The organism is Actinosynnema sp. NPDC053489, from assembly GCF_044544865.1.
In the GTDB taxonomy this organism is placed as follows: Bacteria; Actinomycetota; Actinomycetes; order Mycobacteriales; family Pseudonocardiaceae; genus Actinosynnema.
Genome location: NZ_JBITXT010000008.1, coordinates 339333 through 360224, shown reverse-complemented (window position 1 = coordinate 360224; position 20892 = coordinate 339333). Strand labels below are relative to the sequence as shown.

The window sequence follows — 20892 nt, the reverse complement described above, 5'->3', positions numbered from 1 at the left end:
GCACTCACACCACGGCGAGCGGCAGCATGTTGGGCAGCACCGGGGACGGCAGGTCGGACGAGCCGGTCAGGTAGCGGTCCACCGCGTTGGCCACCGAGCGGCCCTCGGCGATCGCCCACACGACCAGCGACGCGCCCCGGTGCGCGTCACCGCAGACGAACACGCCGGGCGATTGGGTCTGCCAGTCCGAGCCGCACGAGATCGTGCCGCGCGCGGTGAGCCGGATGCCCAGCCCGTCCAGCAGCGGCAGGTGCTCGACGCCCTCGAAGCCGATGGCCAGCAGCACCAGGTCGGCCGGCAGCACCTCGACCTCCTCGGAGGTCGGCACGACCCGGCGGACGCCGGCGGCGTCCTTCTCCACCCGCACCTTGCGCAGCTTGATCTGCCGCACGTGGCCCTCGTCGTCGCCGAGGAACTCCTCCACCGCGACGGCGAACCTCCGCTCACCCGCCTCCTCGTGCGCGGGGTACGTGCGCAGGATCCACGGCCACACCGGCCACGGCGAGCGGTCGTGGTCGCGGGTGGACGGCGGCATCGGGTACTGGTCGAGCTGGAGCACCGAGGCCGCGCCCTGCCGGGTCGCCGTGCCGTAGCAGTCCGCGCCGGTGTCGCCGCCGCCGATGATCACGACGTGCTTGCCCGCCGCGTCGACCTCGGCCGGGCCGTCGCCCTCGCACGCGCGGTTGGCGGGCACCAGGTGGTCCATGGCCAGGTGGACGCCCCGCAGGGACCGGCCGGGCGTCGTCGTGTCGTCACGGCCGCGCAGCGCGCCGACCGCGAGCACCACGGCGTCGAACCGGGCCCGCAGCTCCTCGACGGTCAGGTCCACCCCGACCTCGCAGCCGGTGACGAACTTCGTGCCCTCCTTGCGGAGCTGCGCGAGCCGCCGGTCGAGGACCTTCTTCTCCATCTTGAACTCGGGGATGCCGTAGCGGAGCAGCCCGCCCAGCCGGTCGTCCCGCTCGAAGACGGTGACCTCGTGCCCGGCCCGGGTGAGCTGCTGCGCCGCCGCCAGCCCGGCAGGCCCGGAGCCCACTACGGCGACCTTGCGGCCCGACGACACCTGCGCCTGGGTGGGCCGCACGAGCCCCTGGTCCCACGACACGTCGGCGATGGCCTGCTCGACCCGCTTGATCGCGACCGGGCCGCCCGCGTCGTGGCTGATCGACAGCACGCACGCCGCCTCGCACGGCGCGGGGCACAGCCGCCCGGTGAACTCCGGGAAGTTGTTGGTCGCGTGCAGCCGGTCCGACGCGGTCTCCCAGTCGCCCCGGCGCACCAGGTCGTTCCACTCGGGGATCAGGTTGCCCAGCGGGCAGCCCGCCGACCCCGAGTGGCAGAACGGGATGCCGCAGTCCATGCACCGCGTCGCCTGCGTGCGCACCTCCGCCTCCCGCTGCTCGGTCGGGAGGTCGAGGTACACCTCGTTCCAGTCGGTGAGCCGCTCGGCGGCGGGCCGCTTCTTCGGCTCGGACCGGGAGTGCTTGAGGAAGCCGTACGGGTCAGCCACGGGATGCCTCCATGATCGCCTGGTCGACGTCCCTGCCCTCCGCGCGGGCGAGCCTCATCGCTTCGAGCACGCGCTGGTAGTCGCCGGGCATGACCTTGGTGAACGACGCGGAACGCCGGGGCCAGTCGCCGAGCAGCGACGCGGCCACCGCCGAACCGGTGAGCTGGTGGTGGCGCTCCACCACCTCGCGCAGCCAGCGCAGGTCCTCCGCGCCGGGGCGCTGGAGCTCGACCATCGCGGTGTTCACCGCGGCCGGGTCGAGCTCCAGGACGTAGGCGATGCCACCGGACATGCCCGCCGCCAGGTTGCGGCCGGTCGGCCCGAGCACCACGGCACGGCCGCCGGTCATGTACTCGAACGCGTGGTCGCCGACGCCCTCGGCCACGGCCAGCGCGCCCGAGTTGCGCACGCAGAACCGCTCGCCGACCCGTCCGCGCAGGAAGATCTCGCCGGACGTGGCGCCGTAGCCGATCACGTTGCCGGCGATGACCTGCCGCTCGGCGGCGAAGGGCGCGTCGGGGTGCGGGCGGACCACGATCCGGCCGCCGGACAGGCCCTTGCCGACGTAGTCGTTGGCGTCGCCGATCATCTCCAGCGTGATGCCGCGCGGGATGAACGCGCCGAGCGACTGGCCCGCCGAACCGGTGAACGTCACGTGGATCGTGTCGTCGGGCAGGCCGTCGCCGCCGAACCGGCGGGTCACCTCCGCGCCGAGCAGCGTGCCGACGGTGCGGTTGACGTTGCGCAGCGGCAGTTCCAGCCGCACCGGCCGGGCGTCGTTCAGCGCCGCGTCGGCCAGTTGCAGCAGCGTGCGGTCCAGCGCCTGCGCCAGGCCGTGGTCCTGCTCGCGGACCTTGCGCTTGGCCGTGCGGTAGGGCGTCTCGGGCACCTCGAACACCGGGGTCAGGTCGAGCCCGGCCGCCTTCCAGTGCTCGACGGCCTCGTCGGTCCGCAGCAACTCGGCGTGGCCGACGGCCTCGTCGATCGTGCGGAAGCCGAGCGAGGCCAGCAGCTCCCGGACCTCCTGCGCCACGAAGTGGAAGAAGTTCACCACGTGGTCGACCTGGCCGGTGAAGCGCTTGCGCAGCTCGGGGTTCTGCGTGGCGATGCCGACTGGGCACGTGTCCAGGTGGCAGACCCGCATCATCACGCAGCCCTCGACGATCAGCGGCGCGGTCGCGAAGCCGAACTCCTCCGCGCCCAGCAGCGCGGCCACCACGACGTCGCGACCCGTGCGCATCGCGCCGTCCACCTGCACGGTGATCCGGTCGCGCAGGCCGTTGAGCAGCAACGTCTGCTGCGTCTCGGCCAGGCCGATCTCCCACGGCGTGCCGGCGTGCTTGAGCGAGTTCAGCGGCGACGCGCCGGTGCCGCCGTCGTGGCCGGAGATCAGCACGACGTCCGCGTGCGCCTTCGCCACGCCCGCCGCGACCGTGCCGACGCCGACCTCGCTGACCAGCTTCACGTGCACGCGGGCCTGCTCGTTGGCGTTCTTCAGGTCGTGGATGAGCTGCGCCAGGTCCTCGATCGAGTAGATGTCGTGGTGCGGCGGCGGCGAGATGAGGCCGACGCCCGGCGTGGAGTGCCGGGTCCGCGCGATCCACGGGTAGACCTTGTAGCCGGGCAGCTGGCCGCCCTCGCCGGGCTTCGCGCCCTGCGCCATCTTGATCTGGATGTCGGTGGCGTTGACCAGGTACTCGCTGGTGACGCCGAACCGGCCGGACGCCACCTGCTTGACCGCGCTGCGCCGCTCCGGGTCGTACAGGCGCTCCGGGTCCTCGCCGCCCTCGCCGCTGTTGGACCGGCCGCCGAGCCGGTTCATGGCGATGGCCAGCGTCTCGTGCGCCTCCGCCGAGATCGACCCGTAGGACATCGCGCCGGTGTTGAACCGCTTGACGATCGAGGAGACCGGCTCCACCTCGTCGATCGGGATCGGCGTGCGGCCCTCGGTGCGGAACGAGAACAGGCCGCGCAGCAGGCCACCCTGGCGGGCCAGCTTCTCCACCTCGTCGGTGTAGCGCCGGTAGACCTCTTCGCGACCGGTCTTGGTGGCGTGCTGGAGGAGGAACACCGTCTCGGGCGTGAACAGGTGCAGCTCGCCCTCGCGGCGGTAGGCGTACTCGCCGCCCACCTCCAGGCGGCGGTGCACGCGGTCGGTCGGGTTGTCCGGGTGGGCGCGGCGGTGGCGCAGCGCCACCTCCTCCGCCAGCACGTCCAGGCCCGCGCCGCCGAGCTTGGACACCGTGCCGGTGAAGTACTCGTCCAGCAACTCCCCGGACAGGCCGACGGCCTCGAACACCTGCGCCGCGGTGTACGCGCCGACGGTCGAGATGCCCATCTTCGACATGATCTTCAACGTGCCCTTGACCAGGGCAGTCACGTAGTTCCGCACGGCCTTGCGCGGCTCGATGCCGGTCACCGCGCCGGTGTTGATCATGTCTTCGATCGTCTCGAAGGCCAGGTACGGGTTCACCGCCGCCGCGCCGTAGCTCAGCAGCGCCGCGACGTGGTGCACCTCGCGCGCGTCGCCGGTCTCCACGACCAGCGCCACGCGCAGCCGCTCCTTGGTCCGCACCAGGTGGTGGTGCACCGCGGAGACGAGCAGCAGCGACGGGATCGGCGCCATCCGGTGGTCGGAGTCGCGGTCGGACAGCACCAGCGTGCGGGCGCCGTTCGCGATCGCCTCGGACGCCTCGCGCCGCACCCGCTCGACCGCCGCCGCCAGCGCCGGGCCGCCGCCGTCCACTTCGTACAGTCCGGACAGGACGGTGCACGCGAAGCCCGGCAGGTCGCCGTCGTCGTTGATGTGGATGAGCTTGGCCAGCTCGTCGTTGTCGATCACCGGGTAGGTCAGCTTGATGTGCCGGCAGCTGACCGGGCCCGGCTCCAGCAGGTTCTGCTCCGGGCCCATCACCCGGGACACGCTGGTGACGATCTCCTCGCGGATGGCGTCCAGCGGCGGGTTGGTGACCTGGGCGAAGTTCTGCACGAAGTAGTCGTAGAGCAGCCGGGAGCGCTGCGAGAGCGCCGCCACCGGGGTGTCGGTGCCCATCGAGCCCAGCGGCTCCGCGCCCGCGGTGGACATCGGGGCGAGCAGGACCCGCAGCTCCTCCTCGGTGTAGCCGAACGTGAGCTGGCGGCGCACCACGGACTCGTGGCTCTGCACCACGTGCTCCCGGTCGGCCAGCTCGGCCAGCTCCAGCAGGCCGGCGTGCAGCCACTCGTCGTAGGGCCGCTCCGCGGCGAGCGCCGACTTGACCTCGTCGTCGTCGACCAGGCGACCGGCGGCGGTGTCGACCAGGAACATCCGCCCGGGCTGCAACCGGCCCTTGGCCACGACCCGGTCGGCGGGCACGTCGAGCACGCCGGTCTCCGAGGCGAGCACCACGCGGCCGTCGGCGGTCTGCCACCAGCGGGCCGGGCGCAGGCCGTTGCGGTCCAGCACCGCGCCCACCAGCGAGCCGTCGGTGAACGTGACGCACGCCGGGCCGTCCCACGGCTCCATCAGGCTCGCGTGGAACTCGTAGAACGCGCGGCGCTTCGGGTCCATCGAGGTGTGGTTCTCCCACGCCTCCGGGATCATCATCAGCACCGCGTGCGGCAGGCTCCGGCCGCCCAGGTGCAGCAGCTCCAGCACCTCGTCGAAGCTCGCCGAGTCCGAGCCCTCCGGGTGGCAGATCGGGAACAGCCTGGTCAGGTCGCCGGGGATCAGGTCGGAGGCCAGCAGCGCCTCGCGGGCCCGCATCCGGTTCCGGTTGCCCCGCACGGTGTTGATCTCGCCGTTGTGGGCGACGTACCGGAACGGGTGCGCCAGCGGCCACGACGGGAACGTGTTGGTGGAGAAGCGCGAGTGCACCAGGGCGATCGCGCTGGCCAGCCGCTCGTCGCGCAGGTCGGGGAAGAACGCGGGCAGCTGGCCCGTGGTCAGCATGCCCTTGTAGACGATCGTGCGCGACGACAGCGACGGGAAGTACGTGCCGACGTGCGCCGCCGCGCTCTCGTGCTCGACCCGCTTGCGCAGGGCGAACGTAAGGCGGTCCAGCTCGACGCCGGTGCGGCCCCTCTCGGCGCGGACCAGCAGCATCGCGAAGTGGGGCATGACCGACCGGGCGGTGGGGCCGACGCCCGCGTGGTCGGGCGCCGTCGGCACCTCGCGCCAGCCCAGGACCTCCAGGCCCTCCTCGGCCGCGATGCGCTCGGCCAGCGCGACCGCCTTCGCCCGCGGCTCCTCGTCGGCGGGCAGGAACGCGATGCCCGCCGCGTACCCGCCCGGCTCGGGCAGCTCGAAGTCCAGCACCTCGCGCAGGAACGCGTCCGGCAGTTGCAGCAGGATCCCGGCGCCGTCGCCGCTGGTGGGCTCGGCGCCCGCGGCGCCGCGGTGCTCCAGGTTGGCCAGCGCGGTGAGCGCGTCGACGACGATGTCGTGCGAGCGCCGGCCCTTGATGTCGGCGACCATCGCCACACCGCAAGCGTCACGTTCCGCGGCGGGGTCGTAGAGCCCCTGCGGGGACGGGATGGCGGAGAAGATCACTGCGCAGACCTCCTTCGTCGTCCTTGGTGAAAGAACGAGTCCTCGTGTCCAGGTCCTGGAATCCGGGTGCTGGGCACGGGACGACGATGGCCCGCGTGTTGACGCGACTTTAACAGTCGCGAAACCGAACCACACCATCCTTCGGGTGATCCCGGTCGGCGACGGGTAACGATTCGGCCCGTCCGAGCGATACCGGGGCCGGCTTGTTACGCGTTGTTAAGCATAACGGAGGGTCGACCCGCCGGCGCGTCGGTGAGAGCCAGGCGACACGTCCGGCGTGGGCCTGATTCCAGGTGAACGCGCAGGTGAGCCCCCGTGCCGCCGGCGGAGGGCGACGACCGCGGGGGCTCACCCGACCGGGTCAACGGGTGCCGGCGGTCACCGCCTCGCGCTCCGTGGCGGCGCCGTCACCGTGCTGCCGGTCGAGCAGGGCGTCCACGTCCACCCGTGACGGGTCGTCCAGCACCTCGCGCAACCGCTCGCGGTCCAACTGGCCCTGCCACCGCGCCACCACGAGGGTGCCGACGCCGTTGCCGATGACGTTGGTGATCGCCCGCGCCTCGGACATGAACCGGTCGATGCCCACGATCAGCGCGATGCCGACCGCCGGGATGGCGCTGTTGCCCTCGAACGCGCTCAGCGAGGCCGCCAGCGTCACCAGGCCCGCGCCCGTGACGCCCGCCGCGCCCTTACTGGCCAGCAGCATGAACAGCAGCAGCCCGACCTGGGTGCCCAGGCCCACGTCCGTGCCCGTCGCCTGGGCGATGAAGATCGCGCCCATGGTCAGGTAGATGCACGTGCCGTCGAGGTTGAACGAGTAGCCGGTCGGGATCGTGAGCCCCACCACCGACTTGTCCGCGCCCGCCGCCTCCAGCTTCACCAGCATCCGGGGCAGCACCGTCTCCGACGACGACGTGCCGAGCACGATCAGCAGCTCGTCCTTGAGGTAGCGGAGGAACTTGAGGATCGAGAATCCGGCGAACAGCCCCACCGCGCCGAGCACCACCAGGACGAACAGCAGGCAGGTCGCGTAGAACGAGCCCATCAGCCACGCCAGCTTGCCCAGGATCGAGCCGCCGAACTTGCCGATCGTGTAGGCGATGCCGCCGAACGCGCCGATCGGCGCCGCGTACATGACGATCCTGATGACGCCGAACATCACCTTGGCGGTGGTGTCCAGCGCCGAGACGACCTTCTCGCCGCGCCTGCCCATGCCCGCCACGGCCACCGCGACCAGGATCGCGACCACCAGCACCTGGATCAGCTGGCCGTCGGTGAACGCGCCGAGGAACGACTTCGGCACCAGGCCCAGGATGAACCCGGTCACGCCGGTCTCGGCCGTCTTGGCGTCGGCGAGCGTCTTCTCCGCCGCGCCGTCGTTGATCGGGATGGGCGCGCCGTGGTGGCCCGGCTGGACCACGTTGACCACGAGCAGGCCGATCGCCAGCGCCACCGTCGTCATCGCGGTGAAGTAGAGGATGGTCCGCAGCGCCAGCCCGCCCGCCTTGGCGAGGTTGCCCAGGCCCGCGATGCCGACCACGACCGTGCAGAAGATCGTCGGCGCGATCACCACCTTCACCAGGGCGATGAAGAAGTCGGCCAACCACTTCATCCCCGACGCCTGCGCGGGGAAGGCGTACCCGACGACCACGCCGAGCACGATCGAGACCAGCACCCAGAAGTAGAGGTGCCGGTAGACCGGTGTGCGCTCCCGTGTTTGCGCGCTGACCACGTCTCCTCCTAGCAAGGGGGACCACTGGGGTTGGTTGGTGATCCTGGGCACAGCCCGGGACCCCGACAAGGAGCGGGGCGGAAACTTCAGATCCCTCTGACGTAACACCCCGTTCACCTCGGCGGCACGGGTGCGCCGACGCGCCCGGACCGATGCCGACGGCCACGGGGTGCGGCCGCGGCGGGTTACGCTGCGCCCCGTGCGGGTCTCCCGGCGTTCGGTGCTGCTGGCCGCCCTGGCGGGCGCCGTGCCCGCGTGCTCGGCCACCGCTCCCCCGGCCCCCGCCGAGCTGGTCCTGGCGACCGGCCCGGACGGCGCGGTGTTCCGCGAGGTCGGCGGCGCGCTCGCGGCGGCGCTGGCCGACGAGCTGCCGGCGACCCGCGTGGTGGACCGCCAGACGGGCGCGTCGGTGGAGAACGTCCGGCTGCTGCGCGAGGGGCGGGTCCACCTCGGACTGTCCTCCCTGGACCCGCTGGTGGACGGCGCGCTCCTCAGCGCCGAGGACCCCGGCGGCATCAGCGCCGTCGGCCGGCTCTACGACAGCTTCCTGCAGGTCGCCGTGCCCGCCTCGTCGCCGCTGCGGGGCCTGGCCGACCTGGCCGGCCGCACGGTGTCGTTCGGCCCGTCGGAGTCGGGCACGGAGTTCACCGCGACCCGCCTGCTGTCGCTGCTGGGCATCGAGGTGGACGCGCGGCGGATGACGCACGCCGAGGCGGCCCGGCGGCTGGCGTCGGGCGGGCTGGACGCGGTCCTGGCCCTCACCGGCATCCCGACGCCCGCGATCACCGACGCGCTGCGCGCGTTCCCGCTGCGCCTGCTGGACCTGCCCGCCGAGGCGGAGCGGCTCGCGCGGGCGTACCCGGGCCCGTACGTGCCGGCCACCATCCCGGCCACGACGTACGGCGACCTCGGCCCGTGCCACACCTTCGCCGTGCCGAACCTGCTGCTGGCGCGCACGGCGCTGGACGACGACGTGGTCGAGGTGGTGACGCGCACCGTGTTCACCCAGTCGGCGCGGATCGCGGCCGGCCACCCGGAGGCGAGCCGGATCAACGTGCGGACGGGCATCGCCACCGGCCAGGTGCCCCTGCACCACGGCGCGGAGCGCTGGTTCCGCTCGACCAAGCGCTGAGGTTCAGCACCGAGGCCCAGCGCCGAAGCCCACCACCGAGGCTCAGCCGGCCGGCTGCGCGGTGAGGCGGACCACGGCGTCCAGGCCGTGCGGCGGCGCGGGCCGCAGCACCAGCTCGCCGCCCGCCGACTCGATCAGCTCGGCGCAGATCGCGAGCCCCAGGCCCGTGCCGGGGGTGTTCTGGTGGCGCGGCGCGCGCCAGAAGCGGCGCATCGCGTCGACCCGCTCGTCGTCCGCCAGCCCCGTGCCGTCGTCGGTGACGTGCAGCTCGACGTGATCCCCGGCGGTGGCGCCCCAGATCCGCACCCGCGTCCCGCCGGAGAGCCGGATGGCGTTGCCGACGAGTTCGTCCAGCACGCTGCCCAGCCCGCCGGGCGGCTCCAGCACGCGCAGGCCGGGCGGGACGGTGACCTCCAGGTCCAGGTCGCCCGCCAGGGCGCGCCAGCCGGGGACGTGCGTGGTGAGCAGGGCGTCCACCTCGACCGGTTCGGCGGCGGAGGCGCTGTCGAGGCGGGTGGCGGCCAGCAGGGCGTCCAGCACGCGGCCCATCTCCTCCGCCTCGTCCACCGCGATGCGCTGCGCCTCGCGGCCCGCCTCGCCCACGACGTGCGGCTCCAGGTTGTCCACCGCCAGGCGGAGGCTCGCCAGGGGGTTGCGCAGCTGGTGGGAGGCGTCCGCGACGAACGCGCGCTGCCGGCGCAGGGCCCGGCCGACCACGTCGACCATGGCGTTGAAGCTCGCGGCGAGGCGGCGCAGCTCCGGCGGGCCGCCCACCTCGTCGGCGCGGGCGTCGAGGTGGCCGCCCGCCACGGCGGCGGTCGCCTCGTCGAGCTTGCGGACCGGGCGCAGCACCCAGCGCGACATCGGCCACGCGACCGCCACCACCCCCAGCATGGGCACCAGGCCGATCAGCGCGAGCACGCCCCACTGGCGCAGGACCGCCGAGCGCAGCCCGTCGGTCGGGGAGATCGTCACGACCGCGGCCACCACCTCGCTGTCGCGGCCCACGGGTTCGACCACGACGAGGTCGACCCGCTCCCACGGCCACACCGACTGGTCCGTGTCGCCGCGGTACCCGCCGAACGCCGCCTCCAGGCCCACCCGCACGGTCGGGTCCGTCAGCGGGAACGGCCGGCGCGACGACTCCAGCACCGTGCCGTCGGTGCCGACCAGGGCGGCCGGGATGCCGTAGAGCCGGTCGTAGCGCACCAGCTCCTCGCGCAGCGCGGTCAGCCGGTTCGACGCCAGGGCGTTCTCGGCCAGCGACGCGAACCGGCTCGCGTCACCCAGCCGGTCGAGGTAGGTCTCCTGGCTCTCCCGCTGCACCACGGCGAACGCGAGCGGCACGCCGAGGGCCGCCACCAGGGCGACCAGCAGCGGCACGACGAGGGCGAGCAACCGGCGCAGCACGCGGGGGCAACCTCCCGGAGGTGGTGCGCGTCACAATCGGTGTGGGCCGGTTCCGGCCCGCGGAAGGGGGAATGAGCATGCTACGCAAGATTGCGCTGACGCTCGCGGCGGTGACCGCGATCGCGGTGGCGGCGCCGCTGACGGCGTCCGCCGCACCCGCCGCCTGCGCACCGGTCGACTGGGGCTCGGGGGCCAAGGTCGCCACCCAGACCACCACCGGTGCGCTGACGAACATCCGGGCCGGTCAGCAGGAGTGCTACGACCGGCTGGTGTTCGACTTCGCCGGCACGAACGACGGTTACGCGGTGCAGTACGTGTCCGAGGTCGTCCACGAGGGCTCCGGCAAGCCGGTGCCGCTGCGCGGGGGCGCGAAGCTGCAGATCACGGTGAAGTCGCCCGCCTACGACCAGAACGGCAACCCGACGTACACGTTCCCGAACGGGTCGGAGCTGGTCGACGTCACCGGCTACCAGACGTTCCGGCAGGTGGCGTGGGCCGGGTCGTTCGAGGGGCAGACCACGGTGGGGCTCGGCGTGCGGGCCCTGCTGCCGTTCCGGGTGTTCACGCTGAGCAACCGGGTCGTGGTGGACGTCGCCCACACCTGGTGACGACCGGTCAGGGGGTGTGGGCCGCCACCCGGTAGCCCACACCCCGGATCGTCTCGATGCGCAGGGCGTCGCCGAGCTTGCCGCGCAGGGCGGCGATGTGGGTGTCCAGCGTGCGCGAGGGCGCTTCCCAGTGCGCCTGCCACACCTGGTCCACGATCAGGTCCCGGCTGACGACGGTGCCCGCGCGGCCGACGAGCAGGGCGAGCAGGTCGAACTCCTTGCGGGTCAGCGCGACCGGCTCGCCGTCGACCCGGGCCTCGCGGGTCGCCGGGTCGAGGGTGAGGGGGCCGAGCGTGACCTCGCGCTCGCGCTCGGCGGCCCGGGCCGCACGGGTGCGGCGCAGCACCGCCTCGATGCGGGCCAGCAGCTCCGCGGTGCCGAACGGCTTGACCACGTAGTCGTCCGCGCCGAGCCGGAGCCCGAGCACCCGTTCCCGCTCCTCGCCGCGGGCGGTGACGGTGATGATCGCGGTGCCCGTGCGGTGGCGCAGCCCGCGCAGCACGTCGAGGCCGTCGCCGTCGGGCAGGCCCAGGTCGAGCAGCACGACGTCGGCCGGTGGGGCGGTCAGCGCCGCGGCGGCCGTGCCCACGCGGTGGACCTCGTAGCCCGCGTGCCGGAGCGCGGTGAGCAGGCCGCGCGCCACCCGGTCGTCGTCTTCGACGACGAGGATGCGCACGGCTCGCCTACTGGTCCGACTTGTCGCCGGTGTCCGCGGGCCGGTCGGGCGTGGCCTTGGTGTCGGGCACGGTCGACCGCCGGACGTCCGCCGGGCGGTCGGGAGCGGCACCCGCGTCCGGCGCGGACGACCCTTGGGCGTCCACCGGCCGCTCGACGTCCCCGTCGGCGCTCCCGCCCGTGGAGCCGGCGGTCGTCTCCGCGGTCGTTCCGGCGGTCGTCTCCGCGGCCGTCCCGTCGGCCGGCTCGCGCACGATGACCTCCCGCTCGCCCTTCCTCGCGGCGATCAGGAAGTAGGCGACCGCCCCGAGGAACACCACGACCGACGTGATGACGTTGATGCGGAGGCCGAACACCTGGGTCGCCGGGTCCGTGCGCATCAGCTCGATCCAGAACCGGCCCGCCGTGTAGCCCGCCACGTACAGCGCGAACACGCGGCCGTGGCCGAGGCGGAACCTGCGGTCGGCCCACACGATGAGCAGCGCGACGCCGAGGTTCCACAGCAGTTCGTAGAGGAACGTCGGGTGCACGACCTCGATCGGCGTGTGGTCGAGCGCCACGCCGCCCAGCTCGTCCTTGAAGCCGGTCTCCGGATCGACCCGCTCGTAGATCTCCAGGCCCCACGGCAGCGTGGTGGGACCGCCGTAGAGCTCCTGGTTGAAGTAGTTGCCGAGGCGGCCGATCGCCTGCGCGGTGACGATGCCGGGCGCCAGCGCGTCCGCCATCGCGGGCAGCGGGATGCCCTTGCGGCGGCACGCGATCCACGCCCCGACGCCGCCCAGCGCGATGGCGCCCCAGATGCCGAGGCCGCCGTTCCAGATGGCGAGGGCCTCCAGGGGGTTGCGGCCTTCGCCGAAGTACTTCTGGTGGTCCGTGGCGACGTGGTAGAGCCGGCCGCCGACCAGGCCGAACGGGACCGCGAAGACGGCGATGTCGGTGACCTCGCCCTTGAGCCCGCCCCGCGCCACCCAGCGGCGCTCACCCCACCAGATGGCGAGGATGATGCCGAGGATGATGCACAGCGCGTAGGCGCGGATCGGGATCGGCCCCAGCTGCCAGACGCCCTGGTCCGGGCTCGGGATCGTCGCGAGGTAAGTCGTCACCACGGCCACCACCGTAGTGGGTGCCGCCGGTCGCCCTACCGGGACAGCTCGATTGTTACCGGGAAGGGTCGTTCGAGCTCCAGCACCCCACCCGTGCTGCGCACCACCTCGACGTACTCCACACCGTCCAGCTCGTACAGGGTCGCGACCGAGTCGCCGTGCTTCGGATCGGCGATCAGGTAGAACGGCACGCCTGCCTCGGCGTAGAGCTGCTTCTTGAGGACGAGGTCCTGCAGGCGCGTGCTCGGGGACAGCACTTCGCCCGCCAGGAGCAGGTCCTCCACCGGTAGCAGGAGCCCGCGGAACCCCGCCGAGTTGACGGTGAAGTCCGGGATGATCATCCGACCGCCCGACAGGCCGACGTTGACGCCCGGCATGACCTCATAATCCGACGGACAGGCCGCTCGCAGTGCGGCGTAGAAGTCCCCGACCAGCATCTGGTGCCGGCCCGTGCCGAGCGGGCTCACGAGGAGCGCCCCGTCGACCACTTCGATCCGCTGCGAAGGATCCTCGGGCAGCGCGAGGACCTCTTCGACGGTCCACGGCCCCTCGTGCCGGAACCAGGGAGCGGCCTGGCCGGGGTCGTGCCCGTGGTCCGCCGGCAGAGCCATGCGCCATCACCTCCGGGAGCAGCCCGACGCACGCCAGTGTCGCACGCCGGGTCGTGGATGAGCTTGATCACGAGCCCAGCATGCCGACGCGCACCGACGAAGAAGCCGCCTCAGCGCCTCCGGACGGCGCAGTTCACTCGAACGTGCGTGCTAAACGGCTGCCGCCGCCTGGCGCACCCCGGTGGCCAAGTCGACCGTCAGGGCCTCCACGGTCCCGTCCTGCACCGCCGACACGAACGCCGAGCCCACGATGACGCCGTCCGCGAACGCCGCCAGCTCCGCCGCCTGCGCGCCGTTCCGCACGCCCAGCCCGACCCCGATGGGCAGGTCCGTGTGCTCGCGCACCCGCTCGACCAGCGCCGGGGCGGCCGACGACACGACGTCGCGCGCGCCGGTGACGCCCATGACGGAGGTCGCGTACAGGAACCCGCGCGACGAGCGGGCCGTCAGGTCGATCCGCTCCTCGGTGGACGACGGCGCGACCAGGAAGATCCGGTCGAGGTCGTGCGCGTCGGTGGCCTCGATCCACGCCGCGCCCTCGTCGGGCACCAGGTCGGGCGTGATCACGCCGAGCCCGCCGGCCGCCGCCAGGTCGCGCGCGAACCGGTCCACCCCGTAGGCCAGCACCGGGTTCCAGTACGTCATCACGACCGCGCTGCCACCCGCCGTCGCCACCGACTCGACCACGCCGAACAGGTCGCGCACCCGGAACCCGCCGCGCAACGCCTGCTCGGCCGCGCGCTGGATCGTCACGCCGTCCATCACCGGGTCGGAGAACGGCAGGCCGACCTCCACCACGTCGCACCCGGACGCCACCATCGCCCGCAGCACGTCCTTCGAGCCCTCGACCGAGGGGTAGCCGGCGGGCAGGTACCCGATCAGCGCCGCCCGCGACTCCGCCCGACAAGCCGAGAAGACCGGACCAAGCCTGCTCACGACTCCACCCCCAGCCCGAACCACTTGATCGCGGTGTCCATGTCCTTGTCGCCGCGCCCGGACAGGTTGACCAGGATCAGCCCGTCCGGTCCCAGCTCGCGGCCCAGCACCAGCGCGCCGGCCAGCGCGTGGGCCGACTCGACCGCCGGGATGATGCCCTCCTCGCGGGAGAGCAGCGCGAACGCCTCCATGGCCTGGGCGTCGGTCACCGGCCGGTACTCCGCGCGCCCGCTGTCCTTGAGGAACGCGTGCTCGGGCCCGACGCCGGGGTAGTCCAGGCCGGCCGAGATGGAGTGCGCCTCGGCGATCTGCCCGTCGTCGTCCTGGAGCACGTAGGACATCGCACCGTGCAGCGAACCGGGCGTGCCGGCGGTCAGCGTGGCCCCGTGGCGGGCCGTGTCGATGCCGTCACCGCCCGGCTCCAGGCCGACCAGCCGCACGGACGGGTCGTCGATGAAGCCGTGGAAGATGCCGATCGCGTTCGACCCGCCGCCGACGCACGCGGCGACGACGTCGGGCAGCCTGCCCGCCTTCTCCAGGATCTGCTCGCGCGCCTCGGTGCCGATGATCCGGTGGAAGTCGCGAACCAGCACCGGGAACGGGTGCGGGCCTGCGGCCGTGCCCAGCAGGTAGTGCGTGTCGTCGACGTTGGCGACCCAGTCGCGCAGCGCCTCGTTGATCGCGTCCTTGAGGGTCCGCGAACCGGTCTTGACCGGGATGACCCGCGCGCCGAGCAGCCGCATCCGGGCCACGTTGAGCGACTGCCGCTCGGTGTCGACCTCGCCCATGTAGATGACGCAGTCCAGGCCCATCAGGGCGCAGGCGGTGGCCGTGGCCACGCCGTGCTGGCCCGCGCCGGTCTCGGCGATGACCCGCTTCTTGCCCATCCGCTTGGTCAGCAACGCCTGGCCGAGCACGTTGTTGATCTTGTGCGACCCGGTGTGGTTGAGGTCCTCGCGCTTGAGGAACACCCGCGCGCCGCCCGCGTGCGCGGCGAACTTGGGCGCTTCGGTGAGCAGCGAGGGCCGCCCGGCGAAGTCGCGCAGCAGCCGGGCGAACTCGTCGAGGAACTCCGGGTCGACCCGCGCCTTCTCGTAGAACGCGGCGAGCTCGTCCACCGCGGCGATGAGCGCTTCCGGCATGAACCGGCCGCCCCACGGCCCGAAGTGGCCCCGCTCGTCGGGGTCGTGGGGTGTCGGAGCCAACTGGCCGCGCGCCATGCGCTCTCCTCCTGCCGGTGCTGCCGGCTGTGACTTATCGACTGGGCCGGGGACACGCGGGGTGGGAGCCCGCCGTCACCAGCTTGTTCACCGCGACCTTGGGGTCGCCGCTGGTCACCAGGCTCTCGCCGACCAGCACCGCGTCGGCGCCCGCGCCGGCGTAGGCCATCAGGTCGCCCGGACCCGAGACCCCGGACTCGGCGACCTTGATGGTGTCGAAGGGCAGGCCGGGCGCGATCCGCCCGAACACGTCCTTGTCCACTTCCAGGGTGTGCAGGTTGCGCGCGTTCACGCCGATGACGCTCGCGCCCGCCTCCAGCGCGCGGTCGGCCTCCTCGGCCGTGTGCACCTCGACCAGGGCCGTCATGCCCAGCGACTCCACCCGGTCGAGCAGGGACACCAGCGCGTTCTGCTCCAGCGCCGCCACGATGAGCAGCACCAGGTCCGCGCCGTGCAGCCGCGCCTCGTGCACCTGGTACGGGCTGACGATGAAGTCCTTGCGGAGCAGGGGGACGCCCACCGCCGCGCGCACCGCGTCGAAGTCCTCCAGCGACCCGCCGAACCTGCGCTGCTCGGTCAGCACGCTGATCGCCCGCGCGCCGCCCAGCTCGTACTGCGCGGCCAGCTCCGCGGGCTCCGGGATGTCGGCCAGCTGCCCCTTGGACGGGCTGCGCCGCTTGACCTCGGCGATCACGCCGACGCCCGGACCGCGCAGGATCGACATCACGTCCTGCGGCGGCGGCACCTTCGCCGCCTTCTCCCTCAGCACGTCGAACGGCAGTGCCGCCTCGCGCTCGGCCAGGTCTTCGCGGACGCCCTCGATGATCGATTCCAGCACGGTCATCCGAGCACCTCGCTCGACTCCGTCACGCTTTCCGGTTCAGTCGCAAGCTCCCGCACGTCATGCTCCCCTTCCCGCCACGAGGATGCTAACCCCGCCGCGAACCGCGTCCGGCCACAGGGTGGGCACGTTCGCCCAGTTGACGAAGGCTGTCGCGAGCCGACGTGCGCAAACGTGCGGCGCCCGCGCGTCAGCCCGCGGTCAGCGGCCGGTCAGTCCCGGTCCGTGGGATCGTCGCCGCGCTCCAGCGCGTTCCACAGCTCGCGCTCGGGATCGGCGGTCCGCTTGGCCGCGCCGGGCGTCTGGTAGCCGCCACCCAGGCGCGGCATGGCCGAACCGCGCAGGACGAGCAGCGCGCCCGCCGCCACCACGAGCAGCGCGCCGAGCAGCACGAGCCCGCGACCGGTCACGGGGCCGTCGGCGTCCACTCCTTGGAACCCCGCGGCCAGGCCCGCGAGCAGGACGACGACCCCGAGCACGCGCCGCACCCAACCGCTCAGCGCCACCACGGCGGCGATGGCGGCCAGGCACAGCAGCGCCAAGGGGGTGAGCGCGGGCACGACCTCGCCGCCGCTTCGGTGCGCCGAAGCGTCCCAGGTCATCGCGGAAGCGCCCCACAGCGCGACCGCGCCGAGCAGCAACAGTGCCACCACGATCCACAGTGGACGCCTCCCGGGCCGGGCGGCGGGCGGGCGCGGTTCGGGCAGGTCCGATGCGGCCGGTTCCGATGCGGCCGGTTCCGATGCGGCCGGGTCCGATGCGGCTGGGTCAGACACGGGCCGGGTCCACCGCCGGGGCCATCGTCTGCGCGGTCGCGATGGCGGACAGGACCGCGCCCGCCTTGTTCAGGCACTCGTTGTCCTCGGCGACCGGGTCGGAGTCGGCCACGATGCCCCCGCCGGCCTGCACGTACGCCACGCCGTCGCGCACCAGGGCGGTGCGGATGGCGATCGCCGTGTCCGCGTCGCCCGCGAAGTCCAGGTAGCCCACCACGCCCCCGTACAGGCCCCGCCGGGTCGGCTCCAGCTCCTCGATCAGCTCCATCGCGCGCGGCTTCGGCGCGCCGGACAGCGTGCCCGCCGGGAAGCAGGCCGCCACCGCGTCGAACGCCGTCCGCCCCTCGGCCAGCTCGCCGCTGACCGTGGACACGATGTGCATCACGTGGCTGTACCGCTCGACCTTGAAGAAGTCGACCACCGTCACCGAACCCGGCTTGCACACCCGCCCGAGGTCGTTGCGCCCCAGGTCGACCAGCATCAGGTGCTCGGCGCGCTCCTTGTGGTCGGCCAGCAGGTCCTTCTCCAGCAGCGCGTCCTCCTCGTCGTCCACACCGCGCCACCGCGTGCCCGCGATCGGGTGGGTGGTCGCCTTCCCGTCGCGCACGGTGACCAGGGACTCCGGGCTGCACCCGACGATGTCGAAGTCGTCCAGCCGCAGCAGGTACATGTACGGGCTCGGGTTGGACGTGCGCAGCACCCGGTAGATGTCGAGCGGGTCGGCGGTGGTGCGCATCTCGAACCGCTGCGACAGCACGACCTGGAACGCCTCGCCGGCCCGGATGGCCTCCTTGGCCCGTTCCACGACGGCGTAGTGCTCCCGCTGCGTGCGCCGGCGGGTGAACTCGGGCTTCGGCCGGGCGAACACCGCGACCGTGGGCGGCGCGGGGCTCTGCAGGTCCTGCGTCATCGCGTCGAGGCGGGCCACGGCGTCGTCGTAGGCGGCGTCCACCCGTTCCGGCGAGTCGTCCCAGTTGATGGCGTTGGCGATGAGCGTGACGGTGCCCTCGTGGTGGTCCAGCGCGGCCAGGTCGGTGGCCAGCAGCATCACCAGCTCCGGCACCTGGAGGTCGTCCTCGGCCAGCGACGGCAGCCGCTCCAGCCGCCGCACGGCGTCGTAGCCGATGTAGCCGACCATCCCGCCGGTCAACGGCGGCAGGCCGGGCAGTGGGTCGGTCCGCAGCACCTCGATGGTCTCGCGCAGCGCCACGAGCGGGTCGCCGCCCTCGGGCAGGCCCACGGGGCGCGGTCCGAGCCAGAACGCCTCGCCGCCGGTCGCGGTCAGCGCGCCGGCGCTGCGCGCGCCGACGAACGACCAGCGGGACCAGGACCGACCGTTCTCGGCCGACTCGAACAGGAACGTGCCCGGCCGGTCCGCCGCGAGCTTGCGGTACAGCCCGACGGGCGTCTCCGCGTCCGCCAGCAGCCGCCGCACCACCGGGATGACCCGCCGCTGCGCGGCGAGCTCGCGGAACTCCTCGCGCGTCGGGCTGACCTCGCCCAGACCCGCACCTGCACCGATGACGCTCACCATGGCGACATTGTGCAGGCCGTACCTATACGGGTGCTCGACCGGGCCCTATTTCAACGTACGTTGAAATCCGGGCGGCCATCACGCATGATGATGGACGTGAACGAGGGCTCCCACCACACCGAACCCAAGCGCCGCGGTCGCCGCACGGGCGGCGAGGACACCAAGGCCGCGCTCCTGGCCGCCGCGCGCGAGGTGTTCGTCCAACGCGGCTACGAGGGCGCGACCGTCCGGTCCATCGCCGCGCGGGCGGGGGTGGACGCGGCGATGGTCAACCACTGGTTCGGCGGCAAGGAGGCGCTGTTCGCCAAGGCCGTGCTCCAGGTGCCGATCGACCCGAACGCGCTGGTCGAACGCCTGCTCGACGGCCCGGACGAGGAGATCGGCGAGCGGATCGTGCGCAACTTCATCGGCATCTGGGACCCGATCGGGGGCGGCCAGTTCGCCGCGATGGTGCGCAGCGTGACCTCGCACGACCAGGTGGCCGAGGTGCTGCGCGGGTTCTTCGTGCAGACCCTGCTCAAGCGGATCGTCACGCACCTGGGCGCCCCGGACGGCGAGCTGCGCGCGACCCTCGCGGCCAGCCAGATCTTCGGCATGGGCATGGTCCGCTACGTCGTGCGGTTCGAGCCGTTCGCCTCGGCGGACGTCGACACCATGGTCAAGGCCATCGCGCCCACCCTCCAGCGCTACCTGACCGGCGACCTGGGCTGAGCGGTCAGTCGGCCGGCCCCAGCAGCACGGTCGCGTCGAAGCAGGTCGCGTCACCGGTGTGGCAGGCCGCGCCGACCTGGTCCACGACCAGCAGCAGCGCGTCGCCGTCGCAGTCCAGCCGCACCTCGTGCACGTACTGCGCGTGCCCGGACGTCTCGCCCTTCACCCACAGCTGCTGCCTGCTGCGCGAGTAGTACGTGGCGCGGCGCGTGGTGAGGGTGCGGTGCAGGGCCTCGTCGTCCATCCACGCCACCATCAGCACCTCACCGGTGCCCCGCCGCTGCACCACCGCGCACACCAGCCCGTCGGCGGTGCGCTTGAGGCGGGAGGCGATGGACGGGTCGAGCGCGCTGGTCAACGCTGTCCTCCGAAGAAGTAGAGCCGGGCGGGCTTCGTGTTGAGCAGCACCACGGCGAAGACGTGCGCCGCGGACAGCAGGCCGGACAGCACCCGCAGCCACACCGGGCCCTGGTTGAGCACGGCGAGCAGGTGGATGAGCGCCACCAGGCCGAACACGAACGCGGCGGTCAGCCGGGCCGGGCGCCAGCCGGCCACCAGGCCGCCGACGGCGAGCAGCTCCAGCACCGCGACGATCACCGGGAACCTGACCCAGGTCGGGTCGTCCTCGACCTGCCACTGGACGAGGCCCATGAGCACGAACACGAGGCCGCCCACCGCGCCGATCAGCGTGGCGAGGAACGCCTCGGTGGGCGCGTTGCGCGGGGTGAGCATCAGCGCACCTCCACGCCGGCGTCCCGCAGGCTCCGCTTGACGTCGCCGATGCGCAGCGTGCCGAAGTGGAACACGCTGGCGGCGAGCACGGCGTCCGCGCCCTCGGCCACGGCGGGCGCGAAGTGCTCCACCGCGCCCGCGCCGCCGCTGGCGATCAGCGGCACGTCGACCACCTCGCGGGTCAGCCGGATCAGCTCCAGGTCGAACCCGGCCTTCGTGCCGTCGGCGTCCATGGAGTTGAGCAGGATCTCGCCGACGCCCAGCTCCTGGCCGCGCGCGGCCCACTCGACCGCGTCGATGCCGGTGCCCCGGCGACCGCCGTGCGTGGTGACCTCGAAGCCCGAGGGGGTCGGCGGCTCGCCCTCGGGCACGCGGCGGGCGTCCACCGACAGCACGATGCACTGCGCGCCGAACCGGCGGGACAGCTCGCCCAGCAGCTCGGGGCGGGCGATCGCCGCGGTGTTCACGCTCACCTTGTCCGCGCCCGAGCGCAGCAGCTTGTCCACGTCCTCGGCGCTGCGCACGCCGCCGCCCACGGTCAGCGGGATGAACACCTGCTCGGCCGTGCGGCGGACCACGTCGAACGTGGTCTCGCGGTCGCCGGAGGAGGCCGTCACGTCCAGGAACGTCAGCTCGTCCGCGCCCTCGGCGTCGTAGGCGCGGGCCAGCTCGACCGGGTCGCCCGCGTCGACGAGGTTGGTGAAGTTCACACCCTTCACCACCCGACCGCGGTCGACGTCCAGGCAGGGGATCACGCGCACCGCGACTGACATGGGTAAAAGCCTACGTGGGGACGCGCGGCGGCCCTCCGCCGGTGCCCGGGCGCGGCA

At 72.9% G+C, this 20892-nt stretch carries 18 protein-coding genes; 3 read left to right on the top strand and 15 right to left on the bottom strand.

Annotated features, from left to right (window positions below; all coding sequences use genetic code 11):
* Positions 1-4 precede the first annotated feature (4 nt).
* The 3 genes from ACIGNX_RS21365 to dctA form a co-directional block, all read right to left on the bottom strand.
* Positions 5-1510 carry a glutamate synthase subunit beta gene (locus ACIGNX_RS21365; protein WP_396542400.1) on the bottom strand — a complete coding sequence of 502 codons (1506 nt, stop codon included), beginning with the start codon at positions 1508-1510 and terminating at the stop codon, positions 5-7.
* The gene (gene gltB, locus ACIGNX_RS21360; protein WP_396542399.1) at positions 1503-6041 is read right to left on the bottom strand and encodes a glutamate synthase large subunit; all 4539 of its coding nucleotides are present in this window, start codon (positions 6039-6041) and stop codon (positions 1503-1505) included. Before gltB ends, ACIGNX_RS21365 begins: the two co-directional genes overlap by 8 nt.
* A gap of 361 nt (positions 6042-6402) precedes the next feature.
* On the bottom strand, positions 6403-7773 hold the full coding sequence (dctA, locus tag ACIGNX_RS21355) for a C4-dicarboxylate transporter DctA (protein WP_396542398.1): 1371 nt from the start codon (positions 7771-7773) through the stop codon (positions 6403-6405).
* A 199-nt stretch (positions 7774-7972) separates the two neighbouring features.
* Here dctA and ACIGNX_RS21350 point away from each other — a divergent pair, with 199 nt between their 5' ends.
* On the top strand, positions 7973-8905 hold the full coding sequence (locus tag ACIGNX_RS21350) for a TAXI family TRAP transporter solute-binding subunit (protein ID WP_396542397.1): 933 nt from the start codon (positions 7973-7975) through the stop codon (positions 8903-8905).
* Between the two features lie 42 nt (positions 8906-8947).
* Here the strand turns inward: ACIGNX_RS21350 and ACIGNX_RS21345 are convergent, their stop codons facing one another.
* A complete protein-coding gene (locus tag ACIGNX_RS21345) occupies positions 8948-10315 on the bottom strand; it encodes an ATP-binding protein (RefSeq protein WP_396542396.1) in 1368 nt (455 codons plus the stop codon).
* A gap of 77 nt (positions 10316-10392) precedes the next feature.
* Here ACIGNX_RS21345 and ACIGNX_RS21340 point away from each other — a divergent pair, with 77 nt between their 5' ends.
* Positions 10393-10923, top strand: coding sequence for a hypothetical protein (locus tag ACIGNX_RS21340; protein ID WP_396542395.1), 531 nt, complete (start codon positions 10393-10395; stop codon positions 10921-10923).
* Positions 10924-10930: 7 nt separating this feature from the next.
* Here ACIGNX_RS21340 and ACIGNX_RS21335 read toward each other — a convergent pair whose 3' ends face one another.
* The 8 genes from ACIGNX_RS21335 to ACIGNX_RS21300 form a co-directional block, all read right to left on the bottom strand.
* Positions 10931-11599 carry a response regulator transcription factor gene (locus ACIGNX_RS21335; RefSeq protein ID WP_396542394.1) on the bottom strand — a complete coding sequence of 223 codons (669 nt, stop codon included), beginning with the start codon at positions 11597-11599 and terminating at the stop codon, positions 10931-10933.
* Between the two features lie 7 nt (positions 11600-11606).
* Positions 11607-12701 carry a prolipoprotein diacylglyceryl transferase gene (gene lgt / locus ACIGNX_RS21330; protein ID WP_396542393.1) on the bottom strand — a complete coding sequence of 365 codons (1095 nt, stop codon included), beginning with the start codon at positions 12699-12701 and terminating at the stop codon, positions 11607-11609.
* Positions 12702-12736: 35 nt separating this feature from the next.
* The gene (locus tag ACIGNX_RS21325) at positions 12737-13312 is read right to left on the bottom strand and encodes a Uma2 family endonuclease (RefSeq protein ID WP_396542392.1); all 576 of its coding nucleotides are present in this window, start codon (positions 13310-13312) and stop codon (positions 12737-12739) included.
* Between the two features lie 150 nt (positions 13313-13462).
* Positions 13463-14248 (bottom strand): tryptophan synthase subunit alpha, encoded by a 786-nt coding sequence (gene trpA / locus ACIGNX_RS21320; protein WP_396542391.1) that lies wholly within the window; start codon positions 14246-14248, stop codon positions 13463-13465.
* Positions 14245-15468: a tryptophan synthase subunit beta gene (gene trpB, locus ACIGNX_RS21315; protein WP_396542390.1), complete on the bottom strand. Its 1224-nt coding sequence runs from the start codon at positions 15466-15468 to the stop codon at positions 14245-14247. Before trpB ends, trpA begins: the two co-directional genes overlap by 4 nt.
* 34 nt (positions 15469-15502) lie before the next feature.
* Positions 15503-16312, bottom strand: coding sequence for an indole-3-glycerol phosphate synthase TrpC (trpC, locus tag ACIGNX_RS21310; RefSeq protein WP_396542389.1), 810 nt, complete (start codon positions 16310-16312; stop codon positions 15503-15505).
* Positions 16313-16521: 209 nt separating this feature from the next.
* Positions 16522-16965 carry a Trp biosynthesis-associated membrane protein gene (locus ACIGNX_RS21305; RefSeq protein WP_396542472.1) on the bottom strand — a complete coding sequence of 148 codons (444 nt, stop codon included), beginning with the start codon at positions 16963-16965 and terminating at the stop codon, positions 16522-16524.
* 112 nt (positions 16966-17077) lie between these two features.
* Positions 17078-18619, bottom strand: a complete 1542-nt coding sequence (locus tag ACIGNX_RS21300) for an anthranilate synthase component I (RefSeq protein ID WP_396542388.1) — start codon at positions 18617-18619, stop codon at positions 17078-17080.
* 96 nt (positions 18620-18715) lie between these two features.
* Between ACIGNX_RS21300 and ACIGNX_RS21295 the strand changes: the two genes are divergently transcribed.
* A complete protein-coding gene (locus tag ACIGNX_RS21295) occupies positions 18716-19330 on the top strand; it encodes a TetR family transcriptional regulator (protein ID WP_396542387.1) in 615 nt (204 codons plus the stop codon).
* 4 nt (positions 19331-19334) lie between these two features.
* Here the strand turns inward: ACIGNX_RS21295 and hisI are convergent, their stop codons facing one another.
* The 3 genes from hisI to hisF are packed head-to-tail and all read right to left on the bottom strand — an operon-like array spanning position 19335 to position 20835.
* A complete protein-coding gene (gene hisI, locus ACIGNX_RS21290) occupies positions 19335-19688 on the bottom strand; it encodes a phosphoribosyl-AMP cyclohydrolase (protein WP_396542386.1) in 354 nt (117 codons plus the stop codon).
* On the bottom strand, positions 19685-20062 hold the full coding sequence (locus ACIGNX_RS21285) for a hypothetical protein (RefSeq protein ID WP_396542385.1): 378 nt from the start codon (positions 20060-20062) through the stop codon (positions 19685-19687). The genes hisI and ACIGNX_RS21285 overlap by 4 nt, the downstream gene beginning before the upstream one ends.
* Positions 20062-20835, bottom strand: coding sequence for an imidazole glycerol phosphate synthase subunit HisF (gene hisF, locus ACIGNX_RS21280; protein WP_396542384.1), 774 nt, complete (start codon positions 20833-20835; stop codon positions 20062-20064). The genes ACIGNX_RS21285 and hisF overlap by 1 nt, the downstream gene beginning before the upstream one ends.
* Positions 20836-20892: the final 57 nt, after the last annotated feature.

Bases quoted from the DNA above. Each gene is read 5' to 3' on its own strand.
- ACIGNX_RS21325 (WP_396542392.1), bottom strand. From the start codon at position 13,312: ATGGCTCTGCCGGCGGACCACGGGCACGACCCCGGCCAGGCCGCTCCC.
- trpB (WP_396542390.1), bottom strand. From the start codon at position 15,468: ATGGCGCGCGGCCAGTTGGCTCCGACACCCCACGACCCCGACGAGCGG.
- ACIGNX_RS21340 (WP_396542395.1), top strand. From the start codon at position 10,393: ATGCTACGCAAGATTGCGCTGACGCTCGCGGCGGTGACCGCGATCGCG.
- hisF (WP_396542384.1), bottom strand. From the start codon at position 20,835: ATGTCAGTCGCGGTGCGCGTGATCCCCTGCCTGGACGTCGACCGCGGT.
- ACIGNX_RS21300 (WP_396542388.1), bottom strand. From the start codon at position 18,619: ATGGTGAGCGTCATCGGTGCAGGTGCGGGTCTGGGCGAGGTCAGCCCG.
- trpC (WP_396542389.1), bottom strand. From the start codon at position 16,312: ATGACCGTGCTGGAATCGATCATCGAGGGCGTCCGCGAAGACCTGGCC.
- ACIGNX_RS21285 (WP_396542385.1), bottom strand. From the start codon at position 20,062: ATGCTCACCCCGCGCAACGCGCCCACCGAGGCGTTCCTCGCCACGCTG.